This window comes from Actinospica durhamensis, assembly GCF_018139695.1.
Taxonomy (GTDB): Bacteria; Actinomycetota; Actinomycetes; order Streptomycetales; family Catenulisporaceae; genus Actinospica; species Actinospica durhamensis.
Genome location: NZ_JAGSOG010000052.1, coordinates 20350 through 40075 on the forward strand (window position 1 = coordinate 20350; position 19726 = coordinate 40075).

At 72.1% G+C, this 19726-nt stretch carries 13 protein-coding genes; 4 read left to right on the forward strand and 9 right to left on the reverse strand.

What is annotated here, in order from left to right; translation table 11 throughout:
- Window positions 1-2: 2 nt before the first annotated feature.
- From KDL01_RS13260 to rpsD, 7 genes are all read right to left on the reverse strand, one after another.
- Window positions 3-4070: a tetratricopeptide repeat protein gene (locus KDL01_RS13260; protein ID WP_212528755.1), complete on the reverse strand. Its 4068-nt coding sequence runs from the start codon at window positions 4068-4070 to the stop codon at window positions 3-5.
- Between the two features lie 27 nt (window positions 4071-4097).
- Window positions 4098-4427, reverse strand: coding sequence for a trypco2 family protein (locus tag KDL01_RS13265; protein ID WP_212528756.1), 330 nt, complete (start codon window positions 4425-4427; stop codon window positions 4098-4100).
- Between the two features lie 31 nt (window positions 4428-4458).
- Window positions 4459-5307 (reverse strand): SAM-dependent methyltransferase, encoded by an 849-nt coding sequence (locus KDL01_RS13270; RefSeq protein ID WP_212528757.1) that lies wholly within the window; start codon window positions 5305-5307, stop codon window positions 4459-4461.
- An 84-nt stretch (window positions 5308-5391) separates the two neighbouring features.
- Window positions 5392-6789 (reverse strand): TldD/PmbA family protein, encoded by a 1398-nt coding sequence (locus tag KDL01_RS13275; RefSeq protein ID WP_212528758.1) that lies wholly within the window; start codon window positions 6787-6789, stop codon window positions 5392-5394.
- Window positions 6786-8231: a TldD/PmbA family protein gene (locus KDL01_RS13280; RefSeq protein WP_212528759.1), complete on the reverse strand. Its 1446-nt coding sequence runs from the start codon at window positions 8229-8231 to the stop codon at window positions 6786-6788. The genes KDL01_RS13275 and KDL01_RS13280 overlap by 4 nt, the downstream gene beginning before the upstream one ends.
- A 109-nt stretch (window positions 8232-8340) precedes the next feature.
- On the reverse strand, window positions 8341-9144 hold the full coding sequence (locus KDL01_RS13285) for a hypothetical protein (RefSeq protein ID WP_212528760.1): 804 nt from the start codon (window positions 9142-9144) through the stop codon (window positions 8341-8343).
- Between the two features lie 45 nt (window positions 9145-9189).
- Window positions 9190-9804 (reverse strand): 30S ribosomal protein S4, encoded by a 615-nt coding sequence (gene rpsD / locus KDL01_RS13290; protein ID WP_281415376.1) that lies wholly within the window; start codon window positions 9802-9804, stop codon window positions 9190-9192.
- A gap of 227 nt (window positions 9805-10031) precedes the next feature.
- On the opposite strand from rpsD, the gene KDL01_RS13295 reads away from it, so the two are divergent.
- On the forward strand, window positions 10032-10604 hold the full coding sequence (locus KDL01_RS13295; RefSeq protein ID WP_212528762.1) for a carboxymuconolactone decarboxylase family protein: 573 nt from the start codon (window positions 10032-10034) through the stop codon (window positions 10602-10604).
- Window positions 10605-10625: 21 nt separating this feature from the next.
- Here KDL01_RS13295 and KDL01_RS13300 read toward each other — a convergent pair whose 3' ends face one another.
- Both KDL01_RS13300 and KDL01_RS13305 read right to left on the reverse strand, forming a co-directional pair.
- Entirely contained in the window at window positions 10626-11849 is a 1224-nt protein-coding gene (locus tag KDL01_RS13300; RefSeq protein WP_212528763.1) for a putative PEP-binding protein, read from the reverse strand.
- Window positions 11850-13730 (reverse strand): FAD/NAD(P)-binding protein, encoded by a 1881-nt coding sequence (locus KDL01_RS13305; RefSeq protein ID WP_212528764.1) that lies wholly within the window; start codon window positions 13728-13730, stop codon window positions 11850-11852.
- Between the two features lie 276 nt (window positions 13731-14006).
- On the opposite strand from KDL01_RS13305, the gene KDL01_RS13310 reads away from it, so the two are divergent.
- The 3 genes from KDL01_RS13310 to KDL01_RS13320 all read left to right on the forward strand — a co-directional run bounded on the left by KDL01_RS13310 (window position 14007) and on the right by KDL01_RS13320 (window position 19629).
- A complete protein-coding gene (locus tag KDL01_RS13310) occupies window positions 14007-15401 on the forward strand; it encodes an MFS transporter (protein ID WP_212528765.1) in 1395 nt (464 codons plus the stop codon).
- 750 nt (window positions 15402-16151) lie between these two features.
- On the forward strand, window positions 16152-16910 hold the full coding sequence (locus tag KDL01_RS13315; RefSeq protein WP_212528766.1) for a helix-turn-helix transcriptional regulator: 759 nt from the start codon (window positions 16152-16154) through the stop codon (window positions 16908-16910).
- Between the two features lie 1045 nt (window positions 16911-17955).
- Window positions 17956-19629 carry an MFS transporter gene (locus KDL01_RS13320; protein WP_212528767.1) on the forward strand — a complete coding sequence of 558 codons (1674 nt, stop codon included), beginning with the start codon at window positions 17956-17958 and terminating at the stop codon, window positions 19627-19629.
- The last annotated feature ends 97 nt before the right edge of the window (window positions 19630-19726 follow it).

Here is a 19726-nt window from a genome sequence, read left to right on the forward strand (position 1 = left end):
CATCAGTCGCCTGAGTCTCGGAGCCAGGCGATGAACCCGAGCGCCGACTCGACCATCGCCTGGGCGCGCGGCCACACCTTGGCCAGTTCCCGGTCGATGGCGAGCGCTTCGGACGCCGCGGCCAGTGCCTCCTGCCGCCGGCCGCAGCCGTGGAGCATCAGCGCGAGGCTCACCAGGGCGCCGGACAGTTCGAGCCGGGCCTCCTGGGCGAGCAGCCGGGCCTGCTCGGACTGACCGCGCGTCAGTCCCCGGCCCGCCAACAGGCCTCTGTCGATCACGACCGCTTCGGCGGCCGCGGCCAGGCCCTGCTGCCACCGACCCAGCTTCCCCGACCGCACCGCGAAATCCTGCAGGCTCGTCGCGAGCTCGGACAGGAACTCCTCAGGACGGGCCTGGACCATGCTGCGACGAACCTCGATCGCCGCGCCGACCGCGTCCGACGCCTCCTGCCACCGGCCCGACTCGTCGAGTTTCCCGACCAGGAGGTCGAGATGCGTCGCGAGCTCGGGCAGGAAATCCGGGGGCAGGATTCCGGCCGCCTGACGGTAGGCGTCGATCGCCTCGGTGTACGCGGCCGCGACGTCGTCCGACCGGCCGAGGTTCTCCCCGCACGCGGCGAGGACGGTGTAGAGCTGCTGGCCGAAATCGGTCAGGAACTCCTCCGGGCGGGTCCGGATCAACCGGCCGAAGGCGCCGGCCGCCTCGACGGCCGCGGCCCGTGCCTCCTCCCACCGTTCCAGAATCATGAGGCAGACGGCCTGGGCCCGTTGGCTGCGGGCGAGTTCGGGCAGGAACTCCTCCGGGCGGGCCCGGGCCAGGGTGCGGTAGGCGTCGACGGCTTCGCTGCTCGGGGCGACGACTTCCGCCCACCGGTCGAGATCGGCGAGCCGCGACGCCATGGCGGCCGAGACCGCGGCGAGGTCGGGCAGGTGTTCCTCCGGGCGGGCCCGGGCCAGCGTCCGGTAGACGCCCGCCGCCTCGGTGTACGCGGCCAGCGCCTCCTCCCCTCGACCCGCCTCGATCAGCCGGAACGCGACGAGACGCAGCGCTCTGGCGAAGTCGGGCAGGAAGGCGTCGGGCTGCATCTGAGCCAGCGTCCGATACGCGTCGGCCGCCTCGGTGTGCGCGGCCAGGGCTTCGCGCGGACGGCCCAGCTCGTCCAGTCGCAGTGCCATGGCACCCGCGAGGATGGCGAATTCGGGCAGGAACTCCCGCGGCCGCGTCCGGGCCAGCGTGCGGTAGGCGCCCGCCGACTCGGCTTGCGCGGCCAGCGCCTCCGGCGACCGGCCCAGTTCGCCGAGCAGCAGGGCCCGGACCGTCAGATGCCGGGCGAGGTCGGGCAGGAACGCATCGGGCCGGGCCCGCACCAGATCCCGGCGGATCGCCAGGGCCTCGTCGATCGTGGCCAAGGCCTCCGGGAGGCGCCCGGAGTCCTTCAGCCGGAGGGCGAGGTTGTGCAGGGCCATGGACAGGTCGGGCAGGTAGCTGCCGGGATCGACGCCGGCCAGTCCGCGGTAGATCCGTACCGCGTCGGTGATCACGGCATGCGCGTCCTGCGGGCGATCGACGTGGACGAGCACCCCCACCAGAGTGTTCAGGCTCGCGGCGAAGTCGGGCAGGAACATCTCGGGTCGCGTGCGCACCAGGGTGCCGCGGATGGCCAGTGCCTCCCCGATCGCGGCCCACGCCTCCTGGTGGCGTCCGAGATCGCTCAGCCGCGTGGCGAGGTTGTGCAGGGTCACGGCCAGGTCGGGCAGCAACTCCTCCCTGCGGGCGGCGGCGGGATCACGGCGTGGCCACGCGCGTTCCCGGCCCGCCCGGGTCAGTGCCCGGTAGATGCCGACCGCCTCGAGGCTCGCGGCCAGTGCCTCCTGTTTCCGGGCCGGCTCGCCCAGACGGCCGCTGCCGAGTCGGGTCGCGAGGTTGTTCAGCGCCTTCGCGAGCAGGGGGAGGAAGGTGCCGGGATCGTCCCGCGCGCCCTGGCGCAATGCCGTGACCAGCCTCCGGGCGAGTTGCTCGGAGACGTCGGCCAGCACGATGCTGGGCTGGGGCATCCGGCCGTCGAGGCGCCTGAGGTCGTCCAGCGCCATCGCCGGGTCCTCGACGATCTTGCCCAGCGCGCGTAGCAGAGGGCTGGGATGCTCGACCTGGGTGGCGACTTCGGCCGCGACCAGAGCCAGGGGCAGGCCGTGCCCGGCCGCGAGGTCGGTGAGTCGGGTGTCGAGACCGTGGTCGAACACGGGGTGGGCGGCGGCTCGGGCGTAGAAGGTGAGCATCCGCTCGGTCTGCGGCCGGTCCGCGCCGGGGAGCAACGCGTCGGGCAGCCAGGGGTGTGCGGACAGGTGCCGGCCGAGGAATCGCTCGGCCAGGCGGTCCGGTTGCAGGCTGCCGAACGGCGCGCCGGGCCGGGCCGGCGGGTAGAGCGCTGCGATCCACTCGCGTACCGCGCGGCGCCGGTCGTACGGCTGGTCGCGCAGTCCCGGGGCCTTTCCCAGCAGCGTGTCGGCGGCCTCGGTCGTGTCCGCGCCCAACAGCAGCGCGGCCGCCATCGCCTCGTCCAGGGTGTGGCTGCTCAGGCCGGGCGACAATGCGCCCGCGGCCGCCGAGGCGAACCAGTACCCGTATTCGTGGGCGAGCAGCCGGTCCTCGACCCGCTGTACGCCTTCGACTCCCGGGCCGGCCGCGTGCTCGGGGTGGGCGGCGTCGAGCAGGTCGGCCAGCGCCGTCATGTGGATGCTCAGCGCGCTCAGCGATCCGGAGCCGTCGAACCGCGGCGCGCTCAGCTGCGCCGTCAGCCGCATCCACGACGGCCCTTGCTGGTCACGCACCTGAGGCAGCGCGGCGGCGAACGCGTCGGCCGCGCGCCGGTAGGCGGCACGGTGGGCTTGCGCGTCCTCGCCGAGGGCGGGCAGCGCGGTGAGCGGAGTGTCCTGCAGCAGTTCCTCCACGGCGCGGGAGTCGGTGGCCCGCATGCCCTCCCACCATCCGCTGGTGCGCGCGAGCAGCAGCACACGTACCGGTGCGGGGCGGCTACGTCCTACGCAGGACTCGAGCAACGCGGTGACCTGTGCGGAGCGGGTCTCGGCGTAGTCGATCACGACGAGCAGGGGCTTGGCCGCGTCACTCAGGCCTCGCATATCCTCCGGCGCCGCGCGCGCGGCCGGCCACACCGCCACCCAGCCCTGCGCGGACAGGCTCGCCGCCAGCTCGTGGGCCACGCGGGTCTTGCCCTGGCCGCCCGGTCCGTGGATGAGCCACACCTTGGTGTCCGCGCCCGCCGCCCACTCCCGCAGGTCGCCGAGCAACTCCTCGCGACCGTAGAGCGGCACCACGGCCCGGCGCGCCACCAGCAGCCCGGCGGGCGACGGGATCAGGACGCCGGGACCGGCCGGCGCGGGCGGCTCGGCGAGGACCTGGAACTCCACCGGCTCGAGTTCCGCCGCACCCCCATGCTCGGTCAGCACCCTGCGAAAGCCCGCGTCCCGAAGCAAGAGCGAGACCGGCACGGCGGCGATCCTGCGGTTCGCCCACCCGGGCGGGCTCCTCACCACGACGCCCGTCAGCAGGTCTCCGCAGAACAGCGCGGCCCCCGACAATCCGCCCCAGGGCGAGCCGCCCGTGCCGCCCGCCTCGGGTACGGAGCCTGAGACGCTGAACAGGTATTCGCCCGCCACGTACCCGTCGCCCGGGTTCAGCGTTCCCGAGGGCTGCGCCAGTTCCACCGCCCGGCCCGGCCGCTGCACCGCCTCCGGCACTCCCATCGTCCGGCAGGGGATCTCGGTGCGGTAGGTGACCGTCCGGCCCCAGCGCGCCGGCGCGCCGCCCTGATCAGCCCACCGCGCGTCCTCGACCCGCACCAGCGCCGCGTCGTCGCGCCCACCCGGCGTCCCCCGCCAGGCCACCACCGCGTCGAACACCGGCTCGTGCGCCGGCCGGAACACCCGCACCGCGCTGCCGACCGGACCCACCACGTGGGCGCTGGTCAACACCAGCCGGTCGGCCACCAGGTAACCCGACCCGGGCCCCTGCCCGGCAGCACGCACCGCGAGCACCCGCCCGAGCTCCATCATCCGCCCCCTGATCCACCGCCGCGCTGCTCAGCGCTCCACGTGCTCGCTCACGTCGCCCGGACCCTCGGGCCGTCGCGCGTCTCCCGCGATCAGATACGCCGCCCCGTCCGCCGCCTGCGGGGTGAGCCTGACGCTGACGCGGTGCGTGTCGGCCCGGGAGCTGGAACCCTCCGCCTGCGCCGAGAGCACCCAGGCCCGGAACCCCGCCTGCGCGTTGCGGTCCTCCCGCAGCTCCACCGCGAACTCCAGGAGCACCTCGCTCACGGCGAAGCGCACCTCAGAGCCCGCACCCCGGGCCGCCGCGACGAGCAGTTCGTCGCGCACCGCCGCCACCGCGTCGACCAGTGCTATCTCCACGCCGCCCACTCCCTCTCCCCCGACGCAACCGCTAGCGCTTGATGAGTACGCCGCCGAGTTTGTCGCACCGCTCGGACAGATCGTGCCCGGGGCCGCGGCCGTCCGGCTTCCACTCGGTGGCCCGCACCAGCCCGGGCGGCACGAATTCGAACCCTTCGAACAGGGCCGCCACCTCGGCTTCCGAGCGCGGGGTGAACTGGGCCGGGTTCTCCCCCATCGCGCCCATGACCGCGCGCCCGACGTCCGGCGGGAACTCGAGGTGGTGCAGTATGACGACCTGACTGCCCGGTGCGAGGGCGGCCATGATGTCGAGCAGGGACCGGCGCACCCGCTCGGCCGAGAAGGTGTAGTCCAGCATGCCCACGAGCACGACGCCGACGGGCTGGGAGAAGTCCAGCAGTTCGCGCAGCCGGGCCGAGGCGAGCAGCGGCGCCGCGTCGCGGAACTCGCCGAGCTCGACGTGCATCGGTCCGCGCGCCCGCGCCATGAGCACGGCCCGGGCGTGTGCGGCGGTGAGCGGGTCGTCGGTGACGTAGACGTACGGCGCCTCGGGCACGAAGTCGTGCACGATCCCGTCGAGCGGCGTCTTGAGCGGGATCGCGCAGCCGAGCTGCAGGAACTGGCGCAGCCCCTGTCCGTCGGCGATCCAGGTCGCGGCCCGTTCGGCGTACGCCTCGGCGGCCCGGGCGCTGAGGAAGATGTCCGGCCAGAGCGTGGCCAGATAGTCCACCGCCACCCGGTCGGAGGCGTAGTGGTCTTTTCCACCGATCATGTAGTCCCACATACGCACCGGATGCGGGAGCTCCGGATCGACCTGCGGCGGCTGCCACCGCTGGCCGAGAATGGAGACCCACGGGTCACTGTGGGTTTCGGCGTCCATGGCACACAGCGTAGTCCTGAGATCCTCGGAGCGCAGTCGATCCGGCCGGACGATGACTCAGCCCACGAAGACTCGGCCCCCGCCTCAGCCCGAGGCCCCTCCGGTGAACTTCCAGGCCGCCAGCCGCAGGCCCGGAGCCGTGGCCGAGTTGGGGCCGTAGTTGTACGGCAGGGCGATCGCGTGGTCGCCGATCGCGAGCACGTTCCCGGGGCCGAACGCCTCGGAGTAGGACTGGGTGAAGCGCATGTTCTTCACCGGCCGCACGATCTCGCCGTTCTCGATCAGCCAGGTGCCGTTGCGGGTCAGACCCGTCATCACCACCCGGCGCGGATCCAGGCAGCGGGTGTAGAAGTGGTCTGTGACCAGCAGGCCGCGCTCGACCTGGGCCACCAGCGCCTGTACCGACGAGTTCGACGCCGGGCCTTCGACCTCGACCGGGGCCGGCCCGGCCGAGGGCTCGAGCCGGATGTTGTGCGGAGACATGCCGTGCGCGGCGCTGTCCAGACCGGCGTAGCCGTTGCCGGCGATGCCCGCCGCGGCCGCCGCGCGCCGGTCGTAGGCGGCGGCGCGGCTGACGCCGTTCTCCACCAGGAGCAGGCGGGTACGCGGGGTGCCCTCGCTGTCGAACGGCAGGCCGGCCGCGAAGGCCGAGACGCCGTCGTCGACCAGGGTGACCGAGGGGTCCATCTGCGTACTGCCGAACTCCAGGAACGACTGGTGTTCGTTGACCAGCTTGCCGTTGAACCCGAAGTTCCCCAGGCAGTAGAGCACGTCCGCGACCGCCGTCGGCTCGAGTACGACCTCGTACGTGCCCGGCTCGATCTCCACCGCGCCGTCCCACGCGCGCGCCTTGGCCGCAGCCCGCACGCCGTGTACCGCGCCGTCGATGTCGGCGATCCGGCGCGAGGCCTGGCGCGCGACGCCGTCCGAGAGCGAGGCGGTCTTCGCGATCGCGTCGAGGGCGGCCTCCGTGCACGAGCCCGACACCGCCTGCCCGGCCGAGTTCGCGTACGCGGTGGTCCAGTAGCGGGTGCGGAAGTACCCGGCCGCGGTGAGTTCCCCGACGGCCTCGACGTAGTCGCGCACGCGCGAGGCCCGGTCCGCCGGCGACGCCTCGATGACCGCCTCGTCGATGTCGTGGCTCGGCAGCACCGGCGTCGGCCCGATGAGCCCGGGCCAGCCCGGATCCAGCGGCGAGACCTTGGCCGCGGCGACGGTGCGCTCCACCATCTCACGCAGCGCGTCCGTCCCGACCAGTGTCGAGGACGCCGAGGTCGTGCGGCCCTCGCTGTGGATGCGCAGCCGCACCTCGGTCGTGGTGTCGGCGACGTTCTGGTGGATGTAGGAGTCGGCGAAGCGCGTCAACGCCAGCGCGACGCGGCCGACCGACACGTCCACGTCGGCCGCGGGTCCGGCCGAGGCGCGCGCGAGTTCCAGCACGCGCGCGGCGAGGTCGAGCTCCGTCTCGGTCTGAACGCTCATCCGCGCACTCCCACTCGGACGTTGGTGAACCTGGCCGGTGCGGCCGGGTGGCCGGTGTGCCCGGTCTGGCCGGGCTGGCCCTTGCCGCAGTTGGGCGTGCCCCAGGCCACGGTCTCGGAGGAGAGCATGTCCATCGAGGACCAGAACCGCGGGCCGATACCGGTGTAGGTGGGGTTCTTCAGCATCCGGCCGAGCTTGCCGTGCTTGATCTCGTAGGCGACCTCGCAGCCGAACTGGAAGTTGAGCCGGCGGTCGTCGATCGACCAGGACCGGTTCATGTCCATGTAGATCCCGTCCTCGGTGGCCGCGATCATCTCCTCGAGCGTGTGCGGCCCTGGCTCGAGCCCGACGTTGGTCATCCGCACCATCGGCAGCCGGGCCCAGCCGTCGGACCGGACGCTCCCGGCGTAGTCGAGCCCTGCCACGGCCGCGCTCTCCCGCCCGGCCAGCACGCCGGTCCAGATGCCGTTGCGCACCGCGTCGCGCGGCGCCGCCCTGGTCCCCTCGTCGTCCCAGCCGAACGAGCCGAGGGCGCCGGGGTAGGTCGGGTCGATGACGATGTTCATCAGCTCGGAGCCGTACTTCAGGCTGCCGAGCTGGGACAGGTCGAGCCAGGAGGTGCCCGCGTAGGCGGCCTCCCAGCCCAGGATGCGGTCGAGCTCGATCGCGTGGCCGACGGACTCGTGGATCTGCAGGGCCATCTGCTCGCCGCCGATGATGACGGTCCTCTCCCCGGCCGGGCACTGCGGCGCGCGGGTCAGGGCGCGGGCCTCGTCGGCGATGCGCGCGGCGTGCGCGGCCAGGTCCGTCTCCTCGACGAGCTCCCAGCCGCGGGTGCCGAACTGGCCGCGGCGCGAGGGGTAGGAGCGCACCTGCGTCTCCCCGTCGCCGATCACGGTGGAGCTGATGGCGCCGCCGCACTCGCGCACGTGCTGGTCGATCCGGCTGCCCTCGGAGGAGGCGAACCACTTGCGGGTGTCCCAGATGTCGTAGGACCCCGTGGCGATGTCGGCGCCCTGCTTGCGCATCTCGGCGGTCGCGGAGGTGAGCAGGTCGCCCTTGTCCGAGAGCGGCACGGACAGCGGGTCGATCAGACACTCGCTGGCCCAGGACCCGACCTCGGGCTGCGCCGGGATGAGCGCCTCGCGCCCGGCCCGGCGGTTCGGCACGGTCGCGGAGGCCGCGGCGATCTCGGCGGCGCGCACGCCCGCCTGCCGGGCCGCGGCGTCGGCGAGGTCGGGCACGCCGAAGAAGCCCCAGCAGCCCCCGACCAGCGCGCGCACGCCGATCCCGGCGGTCTCACGCTGCGTCAGGTTCTCGACGTCGCCGTTGCGGGCGGACATGGACTCGAAGCGACGGTGCATCACCCGGGCGTCGGCGTAGGTGGCGCCTGCTGCCAGCGCCCCTTCGATCGCGGCGTCGGCGGCGTCGAAATGCGTCATGATCCTGAGATTATTGCATGGCTTACCCGGCCGCTACCGAACGCGCCGCGCTCCGACGTCGGCGTCCGGACGGCGCGGTCTGGTCTGGGCTGCGGGTCGGGGCCGGGTGTCAGGGCTGGACATCGGGGCAGCGGCCCTGCACGAACAGGGAGTGCAGCGCGAGATCGAGCACGGCAGGGTCCCTGATCGGGTGCGGCCACGGCAGGGTCACCACGGCGGGTCCGGCCATGTCGGGCAGTTCGGCCAGGAACCCGATGCTCTCGCTGTCGAGCTCCCACAGCCACGCGGTCCGGACCGGCTTCGCCAGCATCATGGCCAGGCAGGGCGCGATGAGGTCGGCGTGGCCGTCGTTGATGTGCTCGATGATGCCCTCGGCCACGCCCGCGAGCGGGTCGACTCCGGCCGCCAGGTATTCGTCCACGTCGACGACGCCACGGGCGTCGAGCGTGTCGAAGTCGATGCTGGCCAGGTCGAGCTCGGCGATCACGGGAGCCTGCGGGTCGCCGACGTGCTCGAGCGCGGTGAAGAGCGTCTCATCCGGGCACTGCTCGGCGATCGTGACGGCGGCCGCGCGCAGCTGCGTCTCGGGAAGAGCACTGAGCCAGCCGCAGGCTCCCAGGGTCGCGCGCACCAGGCTGTGCCCGCCCACTTCGCGATGGACCTGGAGGGTGACCCTGGCGGCGACGTCCTCCTGCCCGTCGAACCTCTGCCCGTCGAGCAGGGCCGTGTGCAACGGGCTGCCGGGCTGCACCAGCACGACCAGGCAGCCGCGCTCGGTGACCGCGCCCGGGACCGACACGGTCCGGCCGTCGGCGAGCGTCTCGACGCCGGTCACCCGCGCGGTGGAAGCCAGGGTTCGCACCCGCATCGCCTGGAGCGGCTGCGGGAGGACCGGACCATGTCGGTTCGTCATGAAGACCTCACAGTTCGCAGTTCGCGGTTCGGATTCGCATGGCGGTCAACGGGAGTAGAACTCGACCAGCAGCTGCTCGTTGAAGCCGACCGGCACCTGCGCGCGGCGCGGTTCGTGCAGGAGCGTCACCGAGAGTTCTTCCCGCCGGACGTCGAGATAGGCCGCGTCGTGCTCGTCGGCGTACACACCCTCCCGCGCGGCCACGAACGCGCGGATGCGCCGGGACCGCTCGCGCACGGCGACGGTCTGCCCAGGCCGGACGACATAAGAAGGGATGTCCACCTTCGCGCCGTCCACCGTGACGTGCCCGTGGTTGACGAACTGCCGCGCCGCGTAGATGGAGGCGGCGAATCCGGCCCGCAGCACCACCGTCGCCAGCCGGGACTCCAGCGCCGCGATGACGTTCTCGCCCGCGCGCCCCGGACGCCGCCTGGCCCGGTCATACGTGGCACGCAGCTGACGCTCGGTCAGATCGTAGTACCAGCGGATGCGCTGCTTCTCGGAGAGCTGGCGGCCGTAGTCGCTCTGCTTCGCGGGCCGACGCCCCACGCCGTGCTGCCCCGGCGGCGCCGGACGCCGCTCCATCACGCGTTCGGCCTTGCGGGTCAGCGCCATGCCGGCCCGCCTCGAGCGGCGCACTTTGGGGCCTGTGTACCTCAACCTCGACCTTCCCTTTCCATCGTTCCGATCCCCCACATCGATCTTAGGTAAGGCTAACCTAACTTCCGCAGGGCGGGCAAGGGTCGGCGGGGTCGGCCGGGGTCGGCGAGAGCGCGGCGACGGAGCGGCGCGGGCGCGGTGTGAAGGGAGCGGGCCGGGGGCAGACTCGAGGCGTCGATCCGAAGGGGCCGCTTCGTGGCGGCCGACCCGTTTTGTGGAGGCAGCGCGTGCCGCACATCGCCTTGGACAACGATCAGCCCGGAATACGTTCCCTGTTCTTCTTCCGGCCGGAGACGGCCGGCCCGCTGTGCGAACTGGTGGAGGTGCTGCTGCGCGGCCCGAGTTCGCTGGAGCGGTGGGAGCGGGAACTGATCGCCACGCACGTGTCCGGACTCAACGAGTGCAAGTACTGCACCACGACGCACGCGGCGTACACCGCGGCGCAACTGCCGGAGGGGCTCGAGCTCGAGGTCATCCGGGCGGACATCGAGATCGCGCCGATCAGCGACAAACTCAAGGCTCTGCTGGCGATCGCCGGGGCCGTGCAGCACAGCGGGAAGGACGTCACCGAGGAACTCGTGGACGCGGCGCGCAAGCTCGGCGCCACCGATCTCGAGATCCATGACACGGTGCTGATCGCCGCGGCGTTCTGCATGTACAACCGCTACGTGGACGGGCTCGGCACCTGGGCGCCGGACGACCCGGACAACTACGCGGAGCGGGCGCGGGCCCTGGTGGCCCACGGCTACATGCCCGTCGTCGACCTCGCGCGGGTGCACCAGGAGAGCCGGGTCGGGTAGTCGGGGGCGCCGCCGGGCCGGTCAGGGGCGCGGCTGGAGGATCATCCGCTGGAGTTCGGCCGTGCACATCATGTAGCCGTCCGGGCTCGGCAGCCGGTCCAGGTAGTGGGCCAGATCCGCCAGCAGCGCGAACACCCTGACCGGCGTGCCCGCGGCTCGGGCGGCCGCCACGACCTTGCGGATCGCGTCAAGCACGGCCGGGTGCCTGGTCTGGTAGGACTCTGCCACCAGGTGGTTGTTGCGGTCCGCGGCCAGGTAGAACTGCGCCAGGTCCTTCGTGCCGACGAACAGCTCGCTCGCGCCCGCGGCGCACAGCGCCTGGGTGGCGTGCACCGCCGCCGGCGTCTCCACAAACGCGGCCAACGGTACCTCCTCCGGCAGCTGGATGTGGTCCTTGACCTGCGTGAACTCGGCGGCGTCGGTGAGGAACGGGACCGAGAGGTGGACCCGGCCGAAGCCGTCGCCGAGCTGGTGGCGCAGCTGCCCGAGCATGGCGTGCAGCGCGTCCCGGTAGGCGTCCGAGCCGAGCAGCCAGCGTGCGCCGTGCAGGCCCATCTCAGGGTTCGGCTCGGCCGCCACCGGCGCGCGCTCGGTCACGCTCGCGGCGTGGTCCGAGCGCAGGTCGAGCATCCGCAGCACGATCCGCTGGCCGGGCAGCAGCGCGTCGACGAACCGGCACAGCCGGTCCGCCACGGCCCGCCCGTAGTCCTTGACGTCGGTCGGGCCGCCGCCGAACGCGTCGAGCGGGCTCAGGCCCGCCGCCAGGCAGAGGAACTCCTCCCGGATGAAGAAGGACTCGACCCGTTTCGCGTCCGGGCCGCAGGCGTTGATCGTGTCGATGTCGCGCAGGTCCGCGATGACGGCGCAGGCCGCGCCCAGGTCGTCCAGTGCGACGCGGTCAGCCTCCTGACTCTCCGCGCGGGCACCCGGGGCGGATCCGATGACGATCGACTCGCTGTCCAGGTGCAGCGTCACCTCGCCGGCCAGGTGGGCCAGCTCCCGGTGGTCGATGCGCAGCACGGGGATGCCCCGACCGCGGCAGATGGACTGCATGTGCCCGGTGTGCCCGCCCGAGCTGCACACGACCGCGCGTGAGGCCACGATCGCGTCGTACATGCACGCCTCGAGGGTGGGGGCGACGAGGATGGATCCCTCGAGTGGGCTGCCGGTGCGGTTGCACACGCCGTGCACCACCTTCTGCGCGCCGCCGGCCAGCAGGGATCCCTGAATGCGCCGCCCGTCCACTCAGACCTCCGCTTCGTCGGGGGCCGCCAGCCCCAGTTGCCGGCGCAGCTGACGCGGCGTCACCGAGACGTCGGTGAGCCGCGCGACGGCGGCCCGGGTGACGATCACGCGCATCAGCCGGTCGCGGCCGGTGGCGTCGATCGGGTAGGCGGGGGCGCCGGGCGCCGTGGCCACGGACCGGATGCAGTCGCCCAGCTCGGTGTCGAGCAGCTCCCGCTCGCTTCGTGTGCGCATCGCCAACCTCCTCACCTCCAGTACCACAGCCTCCTCGAATCCGGCCCGGGACGCTTGTTCCAGCGTGCGGAGGTGTCCGCGGTACCCGGCCAGGTGCCGGACCAGGCCGTCCTCGCGCAGCTCCAGCTGCTCGAGGACCTGGGCGGCGACCGCGATGGACTGGTTCTTGATCGCGGCCAGGTTGAAGGCGAACGCACCGGTCCGGCCGTTGCGCACGATCTCGTCGCCCTCGCGCGGCACGCCCACCACGGACAGCGGGCCCGACGGTTCGCCGGCCGAGGTGAGCAGTGTGCCGCGCTGGTCGACCTCCACGCCGCGGCCGGTGCGCCGGTGCGGGACGGCCAGGTCTCGCTCGAACAGGCGGCGCCAGAGCGGCTGGTCGACGCGCTCGTAATCCGGTTCCCGCGCGAAGTTGGACACGACCAGGTCGGCTTCGACGGTCTGCTTCGCCTCCGGGCCCGCGACGGTCACCACGAGCCGGTCCGAGTCCGTCGGCGTGATGGCCTCGACCCTGCCGAGGACCAGTCGCACCCGCCCGTCCGACGGCTGCATGGCGCTCTCGATGACGGACATCGTGTAGTCCACCGCGCACACGCGCAGCGCGGCGACCAGGGTGCTGAATTCGTCGAGGAGGCGGCGCAGTTCGGGGGACGGGATCTTCGCGATGGCCTCGGCCAGGTGCGGCTCCCACGCCTTGGTGACGCGCTCGGCGATCACCTCGGGGTCGATGTCGGGATGTTCCCCGCGGACGGTCGCACAGGCGGCGTGCCACTCCGTGCGGACCCGGTCGAGGAACTCCTCGCGATCCAGGTACGGCCGCAACAGCGAGGTCGGGCAGGCCAGTCGGATGACGCCGTGCTCGTGGTCGTCCGGGTAGGTGCGGAAGATGGTGCCGGTCCTGGAGATCAGTGAGATCGTTCCGGTGTGGCCGCGGCGCAGCAGGTGGGAGGCCGAGTCGTAGGCGCTCAGGACGGACCCGACGATCGCGACGCTCGCGGTGGGCGGGAGGCTCTCCAGCGTGCGGATCGCGGCGACGGAGTAGGGGTTGCGCACGAAGGACGGGTGGTCGAGCACGCCCGCGGAGAACGGCGTGTCCCTGAGCTCGAGGCCTGTCGCGAGCACGACGTGGTCGGCGAACAGCACGGACGACTCAGGGACCTGATCGTGTGCGCCCGGCCGGCGCACGGTCACGTCGAAGCCCGCGTCGCAGGGCTCGATGTCGATCGCCTCGCCGTCCGCCTCGACCAGCACGACCCCGTCGCAGGCCTGCTGCCTGGCGTGGGCCAGCCGGTCGGCGAGGTAGTCCTGGAAGATCCGCCGGGGCGCGGGCCCGTGTTCGGTGAACTCGTACGCGGCCCAGGGCGCCGGCCAGTCCCGCCGGTCGGCCTCGCGGTTGGTCCAGCGCACGAAGTCGAGCACGTCCTCGCGGAAGGCGGACATGCGGCCGGCCTGGATGTTGAACACGTGGTCCCACGGGTTGCCGTCGCGGTGGTAGGCCACGCCCGCGGACCGGTAGTCGGCGCGCCGCTCCAGCAGGACGATCTCGAGCGGCCGACGCGCGAAGCAGAGCAGCCGGATCGCGGTGGCCGTGCCGGCCAGGCCCGCCCCGACGACGAGCACCCTCGAGAATGCGGCGGTGCGCAGCATGGCAGACCTCTCAACGCCGGTCGGGCGCGGAGTGTACCGGCGCCACCCTGTTACCTCCTCGATTGTAATCTTCGTGCCCTGTGACAGCGAGACGATCCTCGAGTCCTGTATCACTCGTCCGGATGATAATTCGGGCGCGGTCTTGTCTCATCGTTCAAAAGCAATATCCTGTCACAGGGGTCGCTGTTTCCTTCGTCACACCTCCCCTGGGTCCGGCGCGTGATTCCCAGCCGCCGCGCCCGTTTCGGCGACTAGGAGGAGGACGGCGTCTCAGGTATGAGAGTCCTCACGACGGCGACGATCGCCGGCGGCGAAGGGGTGCGGGGGTCGCGGCTGTGGCTGTCCGTCGTGGCCCTGTCCACCTTGTCCGTGGTCTCCATGGACAGCCTCGCCGTGCCGATCGCGCTCAACCAGGCGGGCGAGGGCCTGCACGGCTCGATCGCGCTGCTCGAGTGGACCGTCATCGCCTACAACCTGGGGTTCGCCGCGCTGGTGCCCACCTCGTGCGCGCTCTACGCCCGACACGGCTCGCGCCGGGTGCTCTCGGCCGGGCAGGCCCTGCTGGCCGGGGCCTCGGTGCTGTGCGCGCTCGCGCCGGACGGGGCCTGGCTGGTGGCCGGGCGCACCGTGCAGGGCGTGGCGGCGGCGCTGGTGGTGCCCGCGGTGCTGTTCCGGGCCAGCCGGATCCCGTCCCCGCGCACCCGCGGGGTGGTGCTGCCCGGCTGCGCGGGCGGGATCATCGAACTGTCCGCGGCGGCCGGGCCGCTGGTGTGCGCGGCCGTGGCGCAGGGCGAGGACTGGCGCTGGATCTTCTGGCTCAACGTGCCCCCGTGCCTGCTCGCGCTGGCGCTCACCGCGGTGCACGGGGCCGAGGAGTACACCGGGCGTCGGCGCACCGATGTGGGCAGCGCGCTCGCCCTGGGCATCGGCACCTTCGCCCTGGCCTGGGCGGTGACCCGCAGCGCGCGGGAGGGCTGGGCGGACGCGCAGGTGCTGGCCGGGCTCGCGGTCGGGGTGGTGCTGCTGGCCTACAGCCTTGCCGGCCACGTGCCGATGGGCCTGTTCCGGGTCAAGGAGTTCCTGGCCGCCCGGATCGGCTACGCGTGCGCGTGTGCGGGCCTTTATTGCATGGTACTGCTGCTGTCCTGGTACTTCCTGGCCGCCGAGCCGCAGGGCCGGCCGCTGGACGCGTGGCTGCACCTGCTGCCCTGGTGCCTCGGCCTGCTCGCCTGCGCGCCGCTGGCCGAGACGCTCGCGCTCAAGGTGGGCACCAGTCTGCTGATGGCGCTCGGCCTGGCCGCCTCGGCGCTCTCACTCGGCCTGCTCGCCTGGGACGTCCATCAGGGCTCTGAATACTCCCGGCTGCTGTTCCCGCTGCTGCTCGGCGGCTGCGGCATCGGAGTCGCGCTGCCGGCCGGGCAGACGCTGGCACTGGTGGTGCCGGCCAAGACGCTGCCGAACGGGGCCGGGGTCGCGGCCGTGGGCGCGCTGCGCAACATCGGCGGCGCGCTGGGCGTCGCGGTGGTCGGGACGCTGCCGCGCGGGTACGCGAGCGGGGCGGCCCGCTCCTCCCCCGTCGAGCTGGCCCCGGCGATCGCCCTGGCCGGGGCGATCTGCCTGGCCGGCTCGGTCGTCTACTTCGCCCTGCCGAGCCGGCGGTCCCCGATTTAGCAGGCCCCGGCCCGGATCGGCACCGCGGGAGACGGCCGCGCCCGCGCCGCGGGACCGGCCGTCCTCGCCCCCGAAGGCGTGCCTGGACCGCCGCTCGGGCGCGGGCAACCTCGAACGTGCGCCGTCCCTCCGCCGTCCCTCCGCCGGCGTGATCCGGCGCCACCGCCCCCACTGCTCCGATGCCGCGTGACCGGCGTATTGCCGTCTTCTCTCGCCGTGGCGAACCCGGAGCACAAGTGCGCACAGTCGAAGAAGCGCGCAGGGAGTGGCGGCGTCACGATGAGCACAAATCAGTGCTCGACGTTCCCAGTTCAGCAGGAGGAGTGCACCATGGCCGGCGCCGCCCTCGGTCGTGTGACACCGGATCGGCTCGCCGTCGGCGCAGCCAGGTCGCCGCTGGTCGGGGGCTGTCCGCCGCACTCCTGCGCTCCGCAGCGCGGCGGCCGGACGTCCTGAGCTACTGGGCAATGTCAGAGAAGCATTGTATTTGCGCCCTAAATATCATGCACTATGTATTCATAGTGCGATGAAATGGGCTTCGCCGGAAAGGCCTGTGCGAACCACACGAGCATGAAGTCGAGAACGAAATCCAGATCGCCGCCCGCGCCTTCGAGCGCGCCAGTGCCGTTTCCACCCACACGGCGGCTGGTGAACCTCCGCGGCCCACCCACCCCGCCCGCGACGCGTGCCGCGCTGCCACCGGCGCACCGTTCACAGGGTTCCCGCTCACTCACCAACGAGGAGGATCCCGTGCAAGAAGCTGTGGAACGCGCTATCGGCACCATGTGGTGCCGCTACCACGAACCGCTCTCACTCGTAGATCTCGCGGACTCCGCGATTCTCAGCAGGTTCTACTTCTCCCGGGTGTTCCGCTCCATCACCGGCACCTCCCCAGGCCGGTTCCTGGCGGCGATACGCCTGTACCGGGCGAAGAACCTCCTGCTGGAAAGCGAATCCAGCGTCACCGAGATCTCCTACAGCGTCGGGTACAACAGCACGGGTACCTTCACCAGCAGATTCACCCGCAGTGTGGGCATGTCGCCCACCCGGTACCGCCAGTTCGCCCGGGCCGGCGAGGCGGCCGCCTGGGACGAGGCGCGCCAGGGCTACCACAAGCCCGGCAGCTGCAGCGTGCAGGGGATGCTCTACCTGCCCCCAACGGAGACCCCGCTGCGGGTGTACGTGGGCGCGTTCGACAGCTCCATCCCGGACGGCGCGCCGAGCTCCTGCGCCATCACCGACTCGGCCGGCTACTTCCGGCTCGACGCGGTGCCCGACGGCAACTGGCACATCCTCGCCGCCGCCGTGGCGACCGAAGACGTCGACCCGCGCCCCTGGGTGCGCAGGCCGCTGTTCCTCGGCTCGGCCGGCCCGATCTCGGCGCGGTCCAGGTCCGCGATGGACGTCGACGTCCATCTGCACGCCACCAGCGCGCTCGACCCGCCCATCCTGCTCGCCCTGCCCGAGCTGGACGCGATGAACCCCCGCCTGCTCGAGTCCGTCCGCTAGGGCGTTTTCTCCGATCATCTGATCGCGGTGCCGGCGTGCCGTCGACGGATGCCCAGTGGGCGTTGATCGAGCCTTTGCCGCCTCACCGGTCGCCGCGTCGCGGCGACCGGTGGCGCGATCCCCGCGAGGCGATCGACGCGATCGCGCCGAAGTACCAGCCAGACGCGCCGTGGATATGTGCCTGCCCGAGCAGTACGGGTCCCAGAACGGCGTCCACACCCGGCTGCGCAACCGGGCGCTGGACCGGACCCAGCAGGAAGTGCCGCCGCGCTGATCGCCCGCGCGGACGCCGAGTGCGACCTGGACTGCATCCTGGCCGTGGACTCCACGAGAGTGCGCGCCCACCAGCACGCCGCCAGCGCCCGCAAAGAGGCGGCCGAAGCCGACGAGGAACCCGCAGTCCACGCCCTCGCACGCTCCCCCAGCGGACCGACCACGAAGATCCACCTCGCCGCCGACACCCGCTCCCGGCCACTGGACTTGCCCCTGTCCCCCGGGGCAACCCGGCGACGCGGCGACGCGGCGACGCCCCACACATCCCACCGATCATAAGAGCCCTCAAGCAGCCCGACCCTTCGCACGGCCGCACACCAGACCGAACCAGGTACGCGCGGACAATGCCTATCCGTCCAGGTCCATCCGTGAGCACCCGCGCCGACGGCACATCCAGCCATTCATCCCACAAGCAGCCGATCAGATCGCGAACCGCAAAACGCCGAAGCCGAAGCCGAAGCCGAAGCCGCGACGGCGTCGGCATCGGCATCGGCACGGCATCAGCCACCGCCATTCGACAAGATTGCCCGCATCTACCAAGCCACCCTGTATATCGCCGCGATCTTCCTCTGGACCAAATGATCCAAAAGAGACGACCCGGGGCTCTCCCCTCCCGCCGATCGCCCGCGCGCCGCGGGGGCCCGGCAAAACAAAATTAACACAGTGTTCTGATAGCCGAGCACGACAGAAGAAGACGGCGCGGGCGGATCCGGGCAGACTTCGCGCCAGTCCCTCCGCCCGCGCGCGCCGCGCGCCCGACCTAAGGACACGCATGTCACAGCTCGCCACGCCGCCGCCGCTCGGACGCGGCGTCAAAGGGTTCGAACATCCGGTCGCGTTCTGGTTCGGCGCGGCCGCCTGTACCGCGGGTGTCGCGCTGCACCTGCCGATGTACGCCGACGCCCGCGACATGCACTACGTGATGGCGGGCATGCAGCCGGACGGCTGGATGATCGCCGGCATGGCGCTGATCGGCGTGGGGCTGCTCGCCTCGCTCTACGGGCTGATCCCGCTGCGGGCCGGCGCCGTCGCCCGGCAGGCCTCGCGGCTGCGGGTCCGCGCCCTCGACGACGCGCCGCTCAACCGCCAGCACATCGCGCTGCTGCTGGTGCTGGCGATCGCGGTCACCATCGACGTGATGAAGCCGACCACGCTCAGCTTCGTGGCGCCGGGCATGGCGAAGGAGTACGGGCTCAAATCCCCGACGAACCCGCACGGCACCGTCTCGGTGGCCTGGCTGCCGCTGACCGGCATCTCCGGCACCGTCATCGGCTCGCTGATCTGGGGGTCGCTGGCCGACCGGATCGGACGGCGCGCGGCGATCCTGTTCGCCGGGATCCTGTTCGTGACCACCTCGATCTGCGGCGCGATGCCCGGGTATCACTGGAACCTGCTGATGTGCCTGTTCATGGGCATCGGCGCGGGCGGGATGCTGCCGATCGCCTTCGCCCTGATGGCCGAGACGATCCCGGCCCGGCACCGCGGCTGGCTCATGGTCCTGGTCGGCGGGGATATCGCCGGCGCCTACGTCATCACCAGCTGGCTGGCGGGCGCGCTCACCCCGACCTACAGCTGGCGGATCCTGTGGCTGATCGGCCTGCCCACCGGCCTGCTGTTCATCGCGCTCAACCACTGGATCCCGGAGTCCCCGCGCTACCTGCTGGCGCGCGGACGCACCGAGGAGGCCGAGGCGGTGATGGCCCGCTACGGCGTACGCGTCGTGGAGCAGCCGGAGGCAGACCCGGGGCCGCAGCCGGAGGCAGAGCCCGGACCAAGCGGGTATCTGCGACTGCTGACACGCCCGTTCGTCGCGCCCACCGCGGCTCTGACCGTCCTGGGCCTGGGCCTCGGCCTGATCACCTACGGCTTCCAGCAGTGGGTGCCGACGAACCTGCAGCACCTGGGGTACTCGGCGGTCAGCTCGGACTACACCATCCGCAACGCGGCACTGCTCGGCCTGCCGGTCACCGTCTTGTTGGCGTGGATGTACGGTGCCTGGGGCAGCCGCCGCACCATAGTCTCGGCCTCGATCGTGACCGCGCTCGCCCTGTTCGGCTTCGTCATCGCGGGCAACTCCCTGGCGCACGAGCGGCTGCTGCTGTCCCTGCTCCTGGTCGTGCCGCTGTCCGCAGTCAGCTCGATCGTGGCCGTCGTCGCCGGCTACGCGGCGGAGGTCTACCCCACCCCCATCCGCTCCCGCGGCGCCGGCCTCGCCTCCGGCGTGACCAAGGCCGGCGGCGTCCTGATCCTCGCAGTGGTAGTCGCATCCAAGACCGTGCCCTCCATCGCCGAGACCGCCCTCATCGGCGCCATCCCGCTGGGCATCGCAGCCATCTGCTTCCTCTGGATCGGCCCCGAGACCCGGCGCAAGCGCCTCGAAGACATCACCCGCGAGCTCGTGACCGCGTCGTCGACCTCGTCTACGGCCCCCTCGTCAGCCGGGTAGGCGCAACACCGGTGATCTAGGTCTTCGTGTGCGGGTCGGGCTTGGTTCTGATTGACGAGCCGGGTCGGCACGGCGAGCCCAGGAGTCTGCCCAGCCC